Source organism: Leifsonia shinshuensis (assembly GCF_022606355.1).
GTDB classification, from domain to species: Bacteria; Actinomycetota; Actinomycetes; order Actinomycetales; family Microbacteriaceae; genus Leifsonia; species Leifsonia shinshuensis_B.
Genome location: NZ_JAHHZQ010000003.1, coordinates 70464 through 84576, shown reverse-complemented (window position 1 = coordinate 84576; position 14113 = coordinate 70464). Strand labels below are relative to the sequence as shown.

Annotated in this window: 11 protein-coding genes; 7 read left to right on the top strand and 4 right to left on the bottom strand. The window is 71.2% G+C overall.

What is annotated here, in order from left to right:
- Positions 1-25 precede the first annotated feature (25 nt).
- Positions 26-1297 (bottom strand): MFS transporter, encoded by a 1272-nt coding sequence (locus tag KNO15_RS11950; protein ID WP_241703970.1) that lies wholly within the window; start codon positions 1295-1297, stop codon positions 26-28.
- Between the two features lie 203 nt (positions 1298-1500).
- Here KNO15_RS11950 and KNO15_RS11945 point away from each other — a divergent pair, with 203 nt between their 5' ends.
- The gene (locus tag KNO15_RS11945) at positions 1501-2694 is read left to right on the top strand and encodes a glycerate kinase (protein ID WP_241703969.1); all 1194 of its coding nucleotides are present in this window, start codon (positions 1501-1503) and stop codon (positions 2692-2694) included.
- 604 nt (positions 2695-3298) lie between these two features.
- Here KNO15_RS11945 and xylB read toward each other — a convergent pair.
- From xylB to KNO15_RS11930, 3 genes are all read right to left on the bottom strand, one after another.
- On the bottom strand, positions 3299-4726 hold the full coding sequence (xylB, locus tag KNO15_RS11940) for a xylulokinase (RefSeq protein ID WP_241703968.1): 1428 nt from the start codon (positions 4724-4726) through the stop codon (positions 3299-3301).
- A gap of 105 nt (positions 4727-4831) precedes the next feature.
- A complete protein-coding gene (gene xylA / locus KNO15_RS11935; protein ID WP_241703967.1) occupies positions 4832-6025 on the bottom strand; it encodes a xylose isomerase in 1194 nt (397 codons plus the stop codon).
- Positions 6026-6106: 81 nt separating this feature from the next.
- The gene (locus KNO15_RS11930) at positions 6107-7141 is read right to left on the bottom strand and encodes a LacI family DNA-binding transcriptional regulator (RefSeq protein ID WP_242599586.1); all 1035 of its coding nucleotides are present in this window, start codon (positions 7139-7141) and stop codon (positions 6107-6109) included.
- 77 nt (positions 7142-7218) lie between these two features.
- On the opposite strand from KNO15_RS11930, the gene KNO15_RS11925 reads away from it, so the two are divergent.
- The 6 genes from KNO15_RS11925 (at position 7219) to KNO15_RS11900 (ending at position 14065) form a co-directional block, all read left to right on the top strand.
- Positions 7219-8184, top strand: coding sequence for an acetylxylan esterase (locus KNO15_RS11925; protein ID WP_241703966.1), 966 nt, complete (start codon positions 7219-7221; stop codon positions 8182-8184).
- A gap of 115 nt (positions 8185-8299) precedes the next feature.
- Positions 8300-9496, top strand: coding sequence for a Gfo/Idh/MocA family protein (locus KNO15_RS11920; RefSeq protein ID WP_241703965.1), 1197 nt, complete (start codon positions 8300-8302; stop codon positions 9494-9496).
- Positions 9493-10185, top strand: coding sequence for a ThuA domain-containing protein (locus KNO15_RS11915; RefSeq protein WP_241703964.1), 693 nt, complete (start codon positions 9493-9495; stop codon positions 10183-10185). The genes KNO15_RS11920 and KNO15_RS11915 overlap by 4 nt, the downstream gene beginning before the upstream one ends.
- Complete coding sequence (locus KNO15_RS11910; protein ID WP_241703963.1) at positions 10170-11282, top strand: Gfo/Idh/MocA family protein; 1113 nt, start codon at positions 10170-10172, stop codon at positions 11280-11282. Before KNO15_RS11915 ends, KNO15_RS11910 begins: the two co-directional genes overlap by 16 nt.
- Before the next feature lie 67 nt (positions 11283-11349).
- The gene (locus tag KNO15_RS11905; protein WP_241703962.1) at positions 11350-12549 is read left to right on the top strand and encodes an ROK family transcriptional regulator; all 1200 of its coding nucleotides are present in this window, start codon (positions 11350-11352) and stop codon (positions 12547-12549) included.
- Between the two features lie 205 nt (positions 12550-12754).
- Complete coding sequence (locus KNO15_RS11900; protein ID WP_241703961.1) at positions 12755-14065, top strand: ABC transporter substrate-binding protein; 1311 nt, start codon at positions 12755-12757, stop codon at positions 14063-14065.
- Positions 14066-14113: the final 48 nt, after the last annotated feature.

Below are 14113 nucleotides of genomic sequence, written 5' to 3'. Positions count from 1 at the left end.
CATTGCGCGAGCAGACCGGCCGCCCTCACGACCCGCTGACGATCGCGTCTCCGTTCCCGTGCGCCCCGGAGGTGTCGGCGGGGTCGCCCTGCCGGCGGCTCGCGAGGAGGAACGGGATGCCGATCAGTTCGATCGCGCCGCCGATGACCAGGGAGGTGCCGTAACCCCACAGGTCGGCCGCCCGCCCGAGTGCCGGCTGGACGACCACCCCGCCGAGGCTCCCGAACAACGAGTCGAACGACAGCACCGTCGCACGCTGCTTCGACGGGATCATGTCGTTGAGGTAGGCCTGCCGTACCGGTCCGGCGACGGCGTAGACGAAGCCCCACACCACCAGCAGCACGACCGCGAACCAGAAGAACGCTGTCAGTCCCAGCAGCACCAGCACGACGATGCTGCCCAGCGACGCGCCGATCACCGTCGTCGTCCGCTTGGCGAACATCCGCCGCAGCCGCGGGGCGACGATTCCGCCTGCCACCTGCGCGAGCGACAGGATGGCCGCCGCGAGCCCCGCGATCGAGTACGCCTTCGGGTCGCCGTACAGCTGCAGCACGTAGGGCTGCAGCGCGTAGAACGCGTAGATCCCGACCCCCGACGCGAACGGGGCCGACAGGATGACGTAGCGCACCGAGCGTTTGCGCATCCCGTGCTCGATCGATTGGGCGAGGATGTTCCTCGTCGCCTTCAGCGGCCCCATCGTCGTGTCGGGGGTGAAGCCGAGGTCGCGCATCGCGATGAACGCGAACACGAACATCAGCACCAGCACGCCGGCCCGCAACAGGAACGGCACGCCGAGGTTGGTCGCCTGGGCGATCACTCCGCCGAGCACCGATCCGGCGAACATGGCGACGCCGGTCACGACGAGTCCGCGGCCGAACACCGCCTCCAGGCTCCCGGTGTACCCGGTCACGCTGAGGGCGTCGACGAGCCACGCGTCGACGGCGCCCGAGAAGAACGTGAAGCCGAGACCGAGGAGCATGGACGCGAGCGCCCACCACACGAACGGGGAATGCCAGAGCCAGAGCAGCCAGTAGAGGGCGGTCGACAGCGACAGGGTGACGGTGCCGAGGAGGTAGGAGGCGCGCCTCCCGATCGTGTCGGCGACGACGCCGGTCGGGATCTCGAAGATCACCATGCCCGCCGTGAAGAACGCATTCGCCGCGAACGCCTCGAAGTTGGTGAGACCGGCGTCGAGGAGAAACAGGGTGTTGATGCCCCAGATGAACGACGCGGCGAGGGTGTTGCCGAGCAGCAGGGTCAGGTAGACGCCCTGCACGCGGCGGGCGGAGGTCGTCACGGGTTCAACCCGCGTGTCGCCGTCATGGCGTACATCCTCGTCCGGACGCCCACCGTGCGCCAGAGTGGCCCGCGGCCACGTGGTGCTGCTCCGGTACCGCGGGCGGTGCGTGCGTTCGGAGAGCACCCCCCGCAGTACCTCACTGGGCACCTCCCTGTCCGGTCCGAACGTGTGCGGCCCGATCCTGTGGCAGGCTGAGCGGGATGAGCACCGTCGTCGTCGCCCCCGACTCGTTCAAAGGCAGTGCGTCCGCCGCCGCGATCGCCGCGGCGCTCGCCGAGGGCTGGCGCTCGGTGCGAGCAGCGGACCGGATCGTCCTCGCGCCGATGGCCGACGGCGGCGAGGGGACCCTCGATGCGTTCGCGGTCGCGGTGCCGGGTGCCGTCCGGCACCCTGTGCGCGTGGACGGACCGGACGGCCGGCCCGTCGAGGCGAGTTGGCTCGAGCTCCCGTACGGCTCGGCGGTCGTCGAGCTGGCCGAGACCAGCGGCATCGGCCTCCTCGACGCGCTCGCGCCGTTCGACGCGCACACGATCGGCTTCGGCCAGGCGATCGCCGCCGCTCTGGACTCCGGGGCGACCCGGCTCCTGCTCGCCATCGGCGGAAGCGCCTCGACCGACGCCGGCGCCGGCGCCCTTACAGCGCTCGGAGCGCGGCTCCTGGACGCGGAGGGCCGACCGGTGCCTCCCGGCAACCGCGGACTCGCCTCGGTCGCCCGCGTCGACCTGTCCGGCCTGCGGGCGCTTCCCGCGGGCGGCGCGCACATCCTGAGCGACGTGACCAGCCCGCTGCTGGGGCCATCGGGTGCGGCGGCGGTGTTCGGCCCGCAGAAGGGCGCCTCGCCCGCCGACGTGGCGTCGCTGGAGGAGGGCCTGGCCCGATTCGCGGCGGCTGTTGCGGCTGGTGCCGGCGGGGGCGGCGGTGGGTCGGTGGACGACTCTGCTGCGCGTGGTGTCGGCGCGGCGGTCGACCCCGCCACGCCCGGCGTTGGATCGCTGGTCGATCCTGCCACGCCCGGTGCTGGCGCGGCAGGAGGCGCCGGCTACGGCCTCCTGATCTGGGGTGCGACCCTGTCGGCCGGGGCCGCCGCGGTCGGGGAGGCCATCGGCCTGCCCGCGTCGATCGCCTCGGCCGACGCCGTACTGACGGGTGAGGGCCGCTTCGACAGCCAGTCCGCAGCGGGCAAGGTTCCCGACTATGTGTCGGCGCTGGCCCGAGCGGCCGGAGTGGCGGCCTACCTGGCTGCCGGCTCCATCGCCGCCGAGCCGACGGCGTTCGCCGCCTCCGCCGAGCTCGCCGCCCTCGCCGGCGGATCCGCCCCCGCGATCGCAGACCCCCTGCCCTGGGCTCGCGCCGCGGGTGCCGCCCTGGCCCGCGCGTACACTGCCGGCCACTGACCTCCGCGCGCCCCACCCGCCCAACCGACATTCGTCACGAATCTGCAGATTCGTGGCACGAATCCCGACATTCGTGACGAATGTGCGGAACCGCGTCCGCGCCCGCCATCGCGATAGGTGACGAGTGCCCTGATTCGTGGCGCGAATCACAAGATTCGTGACGAATGCCAGCTCCCTCCCGCACCGAGACCATCGTGGCATTCGTCACGAATGTGCCCACCGGCGCCGCTGCCTGTCGCGAGATTCGTCACGAATGCATAGGTTCATGGCACGAATCGCGAGATTCGTCACGAATGTGCGGCACCCCACCACGCGGTGCCGTCTATCGCCTCATTCGTGACGAATGTGCTGATTCGTGGCACGAATCGCGAGATTCGTCACGAATGCCCCGCCCCGCACCGCCCCGCTGAAAACGCGCCGCCCCGCTCGCCGGCGACGAAGGCCACGTCGAGATTTGCCGCAAATGCCGCGTATGGCAGCGTCGAACGCAACATTTGCCGCAAATGCTGCGTATGGCAGCGTCGAACGCAACATTTGCCGCAAATGCTGCGCATGGCGCCGCCGAACGCGGCCGTTGCCGCACATACCGTGCCGCCGCGCCCGCCTACGGCAGGTACGCGGCCCGCTGCTCGCGGATGACCGCTCGCGTGTCCACCGCGAGCGGCGCCGCCGACTCCACGGTCCAGGTCGGGCGTGCACCGGTCAGCGCCCAGGCCGCCTGCACCGCTCCGCCGTCGGCGACGTACTCGCCGGGGGAGGGGATGACGACCGGCGCGTCGAAGACCTGTGCCGCGACGGCCGCGACGGCGGGGTTCTGCGCCGCGCCGCCGATCAGCAGGATACGCTGCTCCCTGACCCCCACCCGACGCACGGCGTCGAGGCCGTCGGCGAGCCCGCAGAGCATCCCCTCGATCGCCGCCCGCGCCAGGTTGGCCGGCCGGGTCGTGGCGAGCGTGAGCCCGTGGAGGCTGGCTTTCGCATCGGGGAGGTTGGGCGTGCGCTCGCCCTCGAAGTACGGGATGAGCACGACGCCTCCGGCGCCGGGCTCGGCCTGGAGGGCGAGGTCGGCGAGTCCGTCGTGGTCGACCCCGAGCAGGCCGGCGATCGAGTCGAGGACGCGCGCTGCGTTGAGCGTGGCGATGAGCGGCAGGGAGACGCCGCTCGCGTCGGCGAAGCCGGCGACCGTGCCGCTCGCGTCGGCGACCGGTTCGGCCGTGACGGCGAAGACGGTTCCGGAGGTGCCGATCGAGACGACGACGTCGCCCTCGGTCGCGCCGAGACCCAGCGCGCCTCCCGCGTTGTCGCCGGCACCGGGGCCGACCAGCACGCCGCCCGGGGTGCGGCCGGCGGCGTCCGACGGCCCGAGCACCCGCGGCAGGATGACGCCGTCGCCGACCGTCCCCGCCTCGCGGCCGGGCCGGCCGAGCGCGCGCTCGAAGAGGTCGAGTTCGTAGGCGCCGGTGGCGGCACTCCAGTAGGCGGTTCCGCTCGCGTCGGAGCGGTCGGTGGTCAGCGCCTCCAGGTCGGGGCCGAGGGGGCTCTCGTCTGCGGGGCCGTAGCCGCGCAGTCGCCAGGTGAGCCAGTCGTGCGGGAGGGCGACGGCGGCCACGCGCGCGGCGTTGGCCGGCTCGGCCTCGCGCAGCCAGCGCAGCTTCGTGGCCGTGAAGGAGGCGACGGGGACCACCCCGACGCGCGCGGCGTAGGCATCGGCGCCGACCTCGGCGATCAGGTCGCGGGCGGCCTGGGCGCTGCGGGTGTCGTTCCAGAGCAGGGCGTCGCGGATGACGCGTCCGGAGGCGTCGAGCACTACCATGCCGTGCTGCTGGCCGGCGATCGAGATCGCCGCCACGTCGTCCAGGCCCCCGGCGGACTCGAGCGCCTGCTGCAGCGCCGTCCACCAGGCGGCGGGGTCGACCTCCGTGCCGTCGGGATGCGCGGCCCGCCCGGAGCGCACCAGCGCCCCGGTCTCGAGGTCGCGGACGACCACCTTGCAGCTCTGCGTCGACGAATCCACTCCCGCGACGTACGTCACATTCACTCCTTCAGTGTGCTTTCACCTGCCGAAGGGCACGTCGTTGTCGCTTTCGGGGTCCGAAAGTGACAACAACGTGCCCTTCGACAGCAGAGAACGGCAGGCTCAGCCGCGGGCGCCGAGCAGGTGCTCGAGCGCCAGCTGCTGCAGGCGCACGAAGCCGAAGCCCTTGCCGCCGAAGTAGGCGCTCGCGTCGAAGTCCTCGTACGCGCTGCGGTCGGCGAGCAGGTCGTCGTAGCTCTCACCGGCGCCGAGCGTCGGCTGCGACAACTCCGTGACACGGGCGGACTCGAGCGCCTCCTGCACCTCGGGGTCGGCGCGGAACGCGGCCGCGCGCTCCTTGAGCAGCAGGTAGGTGCGCATGTTCGCCGCAGCGGAGTCCCAAACGCCGGTGATGTCCTCGGTGCGCGACGGCTTGTAGTCGAAGTGGCGCGGGCCGTCGTACGCCTGGCCGCCGTTCGGGCCGCCGTTCTCGAGCAGGTCGACGAGTGCGAACGCGTTCTGGAGGTCGCCGTGACCGAACACGAGGTCCTGATCGTACTTGATGCCGCGCTGCCCGTTGAGGTCGATGTGGTAGAGCTTGCCGTGGTACAGAGCCTGGGCGATGCCCGCCGCGAAGTTCAGGCCGGCCATCTGCTCGTGACCGACCTCGGGGTTGAGGCCGACCAGCTCGGGACGCTCGAGCGAGTTGATGAAGGCGAGCGCGTGGCCGACCGTCGGCAGCAGGATGTCGCCGCGGGGCTCGTTCGGCTTCGGCTCGATGGCGAAGCGGATGTCGTAGCCCTTGTCGGTGACGTAGTCGCCGAGCAGGTTGACCGCCTCGCGGTAGCGCTCCAGGGCCGCCTGGATGTTCTTGGCCGAGTCGTACTCGGCGCCCTCGCGGCCGCCCCACATCACGAAGGTCTTGGCGCCGAGCTCGGCGGCCAGGTCGATGTTGCGCAGCACCTTGCGCAGCGCGAAGCGGCGGACGGCGCGGTCGTTGGAGGTGAAGCCGCCGTCCTTGAAGACGGGCGCGCTGAACAGGTTGGTGGTGACCATCGGCACGATGACGCCGGTGTCGGCGAGCACCTGCTTGAGGCGGTCGATCTGCTTCTGGCGCTCGGCGTCCGTCGAGCCGAACGCGAAGAGGTCGTCGTCGTGGAAGGTGAGGCCGTAGGCGCCGAGCTCGCTGAGCTTGGTCACCGCCTCCACCACGTCGAGCTGGGGGCGGGTCGGGCCGCCGAACGGGTCGGTGCCGTTGTAGCCGATGGTCCACAGACCGAACGAGAACTTGTCGGCGCGGGTGGGGGTGAGGCTCATGGAGGGTTCCTTCAGCGTCGTCGGTGATTTGTTGTTTCACTAAACTTATACCAGGAGTGACGCGTGTGCGCCACCGGCTCCCTACCGTGGTGCCGCGGTCGAACTGCGCACCACCAGTGAGGTCGCCAACTCTAGACGGGTGTTCTCGACGTCGTCCGCACGCAGGCGCAGCGCGAGCCGTGCGGCCTCCTCCGCCATCTCCTGCAGCGGCTGGCGGACGGTCGTGAGGGGAGGCCGCGCCCAGAGCGCGGGGGCGACGTCGTCGAACCCGACCACCGAGACATCGCGCGGCACGTCGAGGCCGAGGGCGAAGGCGGCGTCCATCACCCCGAGCGCCTGCAGATCGTTGCCGCAGACGAACCCCGTCGGCCGGTCGTTCCGCGCGAACAGGCGGCGGCCCTCCCGTTCGCCGGCGGCGCGGGTGAACTCTCCGGAGGCCGCGATCGCCGCGTCGAAACCGACTCCGGCCTCCTGCAGCGCCGACTGGTATCCCGCCACCCTGGCCCGCGAGCACATCAGATCGGCCGGCCCGGAGAGCACCGCGATCCGCCGGTGGCCGAGCTCCAGGAGATGACGCGTCGCCGCGACGCCGCCGGCCCAGTTCGTGGCGCCGATCGCCGGAACGTCACCCGGAGGGTCGCCCGCGGGGTCGACGACCACGAAGGGGATGTTGCGCGTGCGCAGTTGCCTCCTGTGGGTGGCCGTCAGGTCGGAGAACTGCAGCACGACGGCGACCGGTTTGCGGCCCAGCACGCCGGCGATCCAGTCGGCGCCGGGGCGGAGGTGATCGTCGAGCGCGCTCAGACCGAGCACCAGGCCGGCCTCGCGGGTCACCCGTTCGACGCCGCGGATGATCTCGATCGACCACTCGCTCGTCAGGTCGGCGACGACGAGCTCGAGCAGGCCGCCGCGCTCCGGATCGTGCCCGCGCCGTGCGTAGCCCGAGTCGTGCAGCAGCTGCTCGACCCGGGAGCGGGTGGCCGCGGAGACGCCGGGCCGGCCGTTGAGGACCTTCGACACGGTGGACAGCGACACCGCAGCGCGGAGGGCGATCGCCTCCAGCGTGGGCCGGCCGGCGCTGGGCCGGGGCACGGGGCGCGGGGTCGGTTCCGGCATGGAGACACTGTGCCACAATGTCGGGCAGCCCGGCCGTCATCCCCGGGACACCCCTTCGAAGCTCGCCGAGGAGACCCATGCCGCTGACCGACCTCACCCTGCCCGAACTGCTGGCCTTCCGCCCGGAGGTGGCGGAGCCGGAGGACTTCGACGCCTTCTGGAGCGACACGATCGCCGAGGCGCGCGCATCGGGTGGCGACGCGACGCTCGCTGCGGCCTCAACCCCGGTGACCCAGTTGATCATCGAGGACCTGACCTTCCCGGGATTCGGCGGGGAGCCGGTGCGCGCGTGGGTGTCCCGTCCTCGCGGCGCCGACGGCCCCCTGCCCGCCGTCGTGCAGTACCAGGGCTACAACGGAGGCCGCGGCCTGCCGGGCGAGAATGTGCGCTGGGCGCTGGCCGGCTACGTCCACGTCTTCATGGACACCCGCGGGCAGGGCAGCGGCTGGGGGTCGGGAGGCGTGACCGCCGACCCGCACGGGTCCGGCCCGGCGACGGCCGGCTTCATGACCCGCGGCATCCACGACCCGCGTGAGCACTACTACCGCCGGGTCTTCACCGACGCGGTGCGCGCCGTCGACGCCGCCCGGGCGCTGCCCTTCGTCGACGCGAGCCGCATCGCCGTGACCGGGGGCAGCCAGGGCGGCGGCATCGCGCTCGCCGCCGGCGCACTGGCCGGGGTGCAGGCCGTGCTGCCGGACGTCGCCTTCCTGTGTGCCTACCGCCGGGGTGCGGAGGTCGCGATCGGCGGTCCGTTCCAGGAGCTCGCGACCTACCTGTCGGTGCACAGGGACGAGGTGGACACGGTGTTCCGCACGCTCTCGTACCTCGACGGTGTGAACTTCGCCCGCCGCATCCAGGCTCCCACGCTGTTCTCGGTCGCGCTGATGGACACCATCGTTCCTCCGTCGACGACGTTCGCCGCCTACAACCGGCTGGCGGCCGCCGACCGCGCGATCGAGGTGTACCCCTTCAACGACCACGAGGGCGGGGACGCGGTGCACTGGCTGAAGCAGGCGGAGTGGCTGGCTTCGCGGATCTGATCCCCGCCGACGCGGGCCGCCTCACGAAAACTTTCCAATAGCCGCACGAAACTTGTTCGCGTCTCGCCCCGGCGAATAGCGTCGCACCATCACGGACGCGAAGGGGCTGGGACGGATGACGCGAGCGACGCGGGAGCTGCGGGTGGCGATGATCGGCTACGGGTTCATGGGTGCGGCGCACTCGCAGGGCTGGCGGGTCGCCCCGCGGTTCTTCGACCTGGACGCGGAGCCGGTGATGGCGACGATCGTGGGTCGCGACGCCGAGCGCGTGGAGGCCGCGCGCGCCCGATTCGGCTGGCAGCGGAGCGAGACCGACTGGCGACGCGTGATCGACGACCCCGCCATCGACGTCGTCGACATCTGCTCGCCGGGCTCGTCGCACGCCGAGATCGCGATCGCCGCGCTCGACGCCGGCAAGCACGTGCTGTGCGAGAAGCCGCTCGCCAACACCGTCGAGGAGGCGGAGGCCATGGTCGCCGCCGCCGAGCGCGCGGCTGCCCGCGGCGTGCGTTCGATGGTCGGCTTCAGCTACCGTCGCGTGCCCGCGATCGGCTTCGCGCGCCGGCTGGTGCAGGAGGGGCGGCTCGGTGTCGTCCGCCAGGTGCGGGCCCAGTACCTGCAGGACTGGCTGAGCGACGAGAACGGACCGATGACCTGGCGGCTCGACAAGACGGCGGCCGGCTCCGGCTCGCTGGGCGACATCGGCGCGCACGCCGTCGACCTGGTCGAGCACCTCACCGGCGCCCGGCTCTCCGCCGTCTCCGGAACGCTGGCGACCTTCGTCGAGGAGCGCCCGCTGCTCGGTGAGACCGTCGGCCTCTCCGGCACAGCGAGCGAGCAGCGCGGCCGCGTCACCGTCGACGACGCCGCCTGGTTCACGGCGAGACTGGCGGGCGGCGCGGCCGACGGCGCGATCGGCGCCTTCGAGGCCACCCGCTACGCGACCGGACGCAAGAACGCGCTCCGCATCGAGCTCTCCGGATCGCAGGGCGCCATCGCCTTCGACCTGGAGGCGATGAACGAGCTGCAGTTCTACGACGCGACGGCGCCGGCGGGGGAGCAGGGCTTCACCCGGATCATCGCGACGGAGCCCGAGCATCCGTACATGGCCAACTGGTGGCCGACCGGCCACGCGATCGGGTACGAGCACGCCTTCAGCCACGAGGTCGTCGACTTCGTCGCCGCGATCACCGCGGGCACCGACCCGGAGCCGTCCTTCGCGGACGGCCTCCACATCCAGCGCGTCCTCGCCGCCGTCGAGGCGAGCGCCGCCGCCGGCAGCGCCTGGACCCCGACCCGGAGGGAATCATGACACGACACGCACTGGTCGTCCGCGGGGGCTGGGACGGGCACATGCCCGTCGAGACCACCGACAGCTTCCTCCCCTTCCTCGAGGCCAACGACTTCACCGTGCGCGTCGAGGAGGGCACGGCTGTGTACACCGACGACGCGTACCTCGAGACGGTCGACCTCATCGTGCAGGTCAACACCATGAGCAGCATCACGGCCGAGGAGTTCGCCGGGCTTCAGCGGGCCGTCCTGAACGGTACCGGGATGGGCGGCTGGCACGGCGGGATCGCCGACTCCTACCGTGACAACGCCGACTACCTGCACATGATCGGCGGCCAGTTCGCGCACCACGCGGGCAAGCACCCGGACGAGCGCACGGGCGGGCAGGAGGACAACTACATCCCGTACACCGTGCACATCACCGAGTACGGCAAGACCCACCCGATCACCCAGGGCATCGCCGACTTCGACCTCGTCACCGAGCAGTACTGGGTGCTGTCGGACGAGTACGACGACGTGCTGGCGACGACCACGCAGGAGGCCCGCCCGTGGGACGCGTGGAACCGTCCGGTGACTTCTCCCGCGATCTGGACGCGCCAGTGGGGCGCCGGCCGGATCTTCGTCTCGGCGCCCGGGCACCGGCTCGAGATCGTGCAGAGCCAGCCGGTGCGCACCATCATCGAGAGGGGGCTGCTGTGGGCGGCACGCTGAACGGCTCGGCGCTGAACGTCGGCGTCATCGGCGTCGGGAACATCAGCCGGCAGTATTTCGAGCACTTCCCGGCCCTCCCCAACCTGAGCGTGCGCGCGGTGGCCGATCTCGATGTCGACCGTGCGGCGGTGGTGGCGCGCGAGCAGGACGCGGAGGCCCTGACGGTCGACGCGTTGCTCGCGCACCCCGACGTCGACGTCGTGCTCAACCTCACCATCCCGCAGGCCCACGCCGGTGTCGCGCTGGCGGCGCTCGCTGCGGGCAAGCACGTCTACGGCGAGAAGCCGCTCGCGCTCGACATCGCGGAGGCGACGCCCGTGCTGGAGCGCGCGCAGGCGCTGGACCTGCGGGTCGGCAGCGCCCCCGACACGGTGCTGGGCACGGGAGTCCAGACCGCGCGCGCCGTGCTCGACGGCGGCGGGATCGGCGTGCCGCTCGGGGCCGCGGTCTCGTGGACGGCGCCCGGGCACGAGCTGTGGCATCCCGCGCCGGCGTTCTACTACCAGCCCGGCGGCGGCCCGCTGTTCGACATGGGGCCGTACTACCTGACCGCGCTGGTGACCTTCTTCGGCCCGGTCGTTCGGGTATCCGGCGCGAGCTCGCGGTCGACGCGGGAGCGCACGGTCGCGACCGGACCGCAGGCGGGCACGCACATCCCGGTGGAGGTCGACACGCACGTGACCGCCATCCTCGAGCACGCCTCCGGGGTGATCTCGACGGTGACGGTGTCGTTCGACGTGTGGGCCACGCGCATCCCGCTGTTCGAGGTCTATGGCACGGAGGGCACGCTGTCGGTGCCCGACCCCAACGCGTTCTCCGGCACCCCGGCGATCGCGACGGCGGGCGATCGCGAGTTCCGCGACGTTCCGGTGGCGGCCGGCTACGCTGACGCCGGACGTGGCTACGGTCTCGCCGATCTCGCCCGCGCGATCGAGACCGGGAGGCCGCACCGGGCCTCCGGCGGACTCGCGTTCCACGTGCTCGAGATCATGGAGGCCGTGCTCGCCGCCGGCGCGCGGCACGAGGTCGTCGCGTTGGCGTCGACGGTCGAGCGTCCCGCCCTCGTGCCCCTCGGGGCACGGCCGGAGAGCTGGTGACGCGACGGGCGGGTGACCAGGAGGTCGCCGGCGCGGAGGGCCGCCCGCGCGGGGCTATTGTCATCACATGAGCGCCACCGACCTGAGCACCGTGCGTCCGGCGAGCGGGGGCGCCACGGACGCGCTGCGCCGCAGCAACCTGGCGACGGTCCTCGGCCTGGTGCATCGCGAGGGCGCCCTCTCTCGCAGCGAGCTCACCCACCGCACCGGTCTGAACCGTTCGACGGTCGGCGATCTGGTCTCGGAACTGACGGGGCTCGGCCTCGTCGAGGTCGACGAAGCGCCCGCCGCGGGAGGCCGGGGGCGGCCGAGCCCGCTGGTGCGGGCGGCCGACAACGTCGCCGCCATCGCGATCAACCCGGAGGTCGACGCCGTGATCGTCGGGCTGGTCGGTCTCGGCGGCCGGGTGCTCAAGCGTGTGCGCATCGAGACGCCGTCCGCGCGTTCCGCGGCGCAGACCGTCACGCTCGCCTCCGCAGGCATCGCCGGCATGCTCGCCGGTGAGACCGGCATCCGCATCGTCGGTCTGGGAGTGGCGGTGCCCGGGCAGGTGCGCCTCTCCGACGGCATGGTGCGCGAGGCCACCCACTTCGGCTGGGTGGACGAGCCGTTGGCCGAACTGCTCGAGCAGGCGACCGGCCACCGGGTGTGGGCGGCCAACGCGGCCGTGCTCGGCCTGCGCGCCGAGAGCGCCTTCGGCGCAGGGCGCGGCGTCGACGACCTGGTCTACATGATCGGCGGCGCGAGCGGCATCGGCGGCGGCGGCATCAGCGGAGGCCGGCTGCTGACGGGGGCCGCCGGTTACGCGGGCGAGTTCGGTCACACGTTCGTGCGCTCCGACGGCCGGCAGTGCTCGTGCGGCTCGCGCGGCTGCCTGGAGGCCGAGGTCACCCAGGCCGAGCTGCTGGCCGCGGTCGGGCTGGCCTCAGCGGACGCCGCCTCCCTCGCCGAGCGGCTGGTCGCGGCCGACGATCGTGCGGCGCTCGCGGAGGTCGCCCGCGCCTACGAGTACGTCCGGATCGCCGCGCGCAATGCGGTCAACGTCTTCAACCCGTCCGTGGTCGTGCTCGGCGGGTTCCTCGCCGCGCTCTATCGGGGCGCCACCGCGCACGGCGCACCCGACCTGCTCGGGGAGGTCGTGCACTCGTCGCGCGAGGGCGTGACGGTCGTGGAGGCCGAGCTGGGCACCGATCAACTGCTCATCGGCGCGGCGGAGCTGGTCTTCGCCGAACTCATCGCCGACCCGGCCCGGGCGCTCGCGGCCTGACGGTTCGCGCACTGCTGCCGGATTCCGGTCGGCATTGTTGTGATCGCGAACTAATCGTTTCGACTCGACAATCAGGCGTTCAAGTCGAAACTTTCGACTTGCATTTCCTCCGAGACCCGCTTATGTTGTGTTCGTCAACAAATTGCATCGGAGTGGCTGCGAGGCCTGCAGACGCGCGTCCACTCCTACTACAAGGAGGTAATCGATGCGCAAGAAGCACCTCGCGATCGGCGCGATCCTGGCCGCCGGTGCGCTGATGCTCGCCGGCTGCTCCAGCACGTCAGGCTCCGATTCCGCAAGCACTGACGGAAAGGGCAAGACGCTCACCCTCTGGCACTACGAGGGCGAGGACAGCGCCATGGGCAAGGCCTGGGATCAGGCGATCAAGGACTTCGAGGCCGAGACCGGCGCGAAGGTCAACTTCGAGGCCAAGAGCTTCGAGCAGATCCGCTCGACGGCCTCCCAGGTCCTCAACTCCAAGCAGGCCCCCGACATCCTCGAGTACAACAAGGGCAACGCCACGGCCGGCCTCCTCGCCAGCCAGGGGCTGCTCAGCAACCTCGACGACGCCGTGAAGAAGTACGGCTGGGACAAGAAGCTCGCCAAGAGCCTCCAGACCACCGCGAGGTACGACGACAAGGGCATCATGGGCTCCGGCTCCTGGTACGGCGTCCCGAACTACGGCGAGTACGTCGAGGTCTACTACAACAAGGACATGTTCGCGAAGTACGGCATCGAGGTGCCGAAGACGCAGGACGAGCTCGTCGCCGCGATGCAGAAGTTCGCCGACGCGGGCATCACGCCGCTCGCCGAGTCGGCCGCGGAGTACCCGCTCGGCCAGCTCTGGTACCAGCTGGCGCTGACCAAGGCCGACCGCTCCTTCGTGGACGACTACCAGCTCTACAAGGGCAAGGTGAACTGGCAGGGCAGCGAGCTCAGCTACGCCACCAAGACCATCGACGACTGGGTGAACAAGGGCTACATCTCCAAGGACGCCTCCGGCCTCAAGGCCGAGGACGCCGGCACCGCGTTCATCGCGGGCAAGTACCCGATCTTCTTCTCCGGCAGCTGGTGGTACGGCCGCTTCGTGAACGAGATCAAGAACTACCAGTGGGGCACCTTCCTGTTCCCCGGCGCGAAGATGTCGCCCGGATCGGCCGGCAACATGTGGGTCGTCCCGGAGAACGCCAAGAACAAGGCGCTGGCCGAGAAGTTCATCGACATCACGATGAGCCCGAAGATCCAGGCCATCCTCGGCAACAACGGCGGCATCCCCGTCGCGGCGAAGCTCAGCGACATCACCGACGCCAAGTCGAAGGAGCTGATCGCGAACTTCAACACCCTCACCGGTGAGGACGGCATAGCGTTCTACCCCGACTGGCCCACGCCGACCTTCTACGACCAGCTGAACGCCGGCCTGCAGGAGCTCATCACCGGCACGAAGTCGCCCGCCGACGTCAACAAGGAACTCGGCTCCGAGTACCAGTCCGGCGTCAACGACATCGTCAACCAGTAACCCCATCCATCGCTCCCTCAGTTCCTCCCGCCGACACGCCGGTGAGAG

Coding starts and splice junctions, on each gene's coding strand:
- KNO15_RS11945 (WP_241703969.1), top strand. CDS start 1,501: ATGAGCACCGTCGTCGTCGCCCCCGACTCGTTCAAAGGCAGTGCGTCC.
- xylA (WP_241703967.1), bottom strand. CDS start 6,025: ATGAGCCTCACCCCCACCCGCGCCGACAAGTTCTCGTTCGGTCTGTGG.
- KNO15_RS11930 (WP_242599586.1), bottom strand. CDS start 7,141: ATGCCGGAACCGACCCCGCGCCCCGTGCCCCGGCCCAGCGCCGGCCGG.
- KNO15_RS11925 (WP_241703966.1), top strand. CDS start 7,219: ATGCCGCTGACCGACCTCACCCTGCCCGAACTGCTGGCCTTCCGCCCG.
- KNO15_RS11920 (WP_241703965.1), top strand. CDS start 8,300: ATGACGCGAGCGACGCGGGAGCTGCGGGTGGCGATGATCGGCTACGGG.
- KNO15_RS11915 (WP_241703964.1), top strand. CDS start 9,493: ATGACACGACACGCACTGGTCGTCCGCGGGGGCTGGGACGGGCACATG.
- KNO15_RS11905 (WP_241703962.1), top strand. CDS start 11,350: ATGAGCGCCACCGACCTGAGCACCGTGCGTCCGGCGAGCGGGGGCGCC.
- KNO15_RS11900 (WP_241703961.1), top strand. CDS start 12,755: ATGCGCAAGAAGCACCTCGCGATCGGCGCGATCCTGGCCGCCGGTGCG.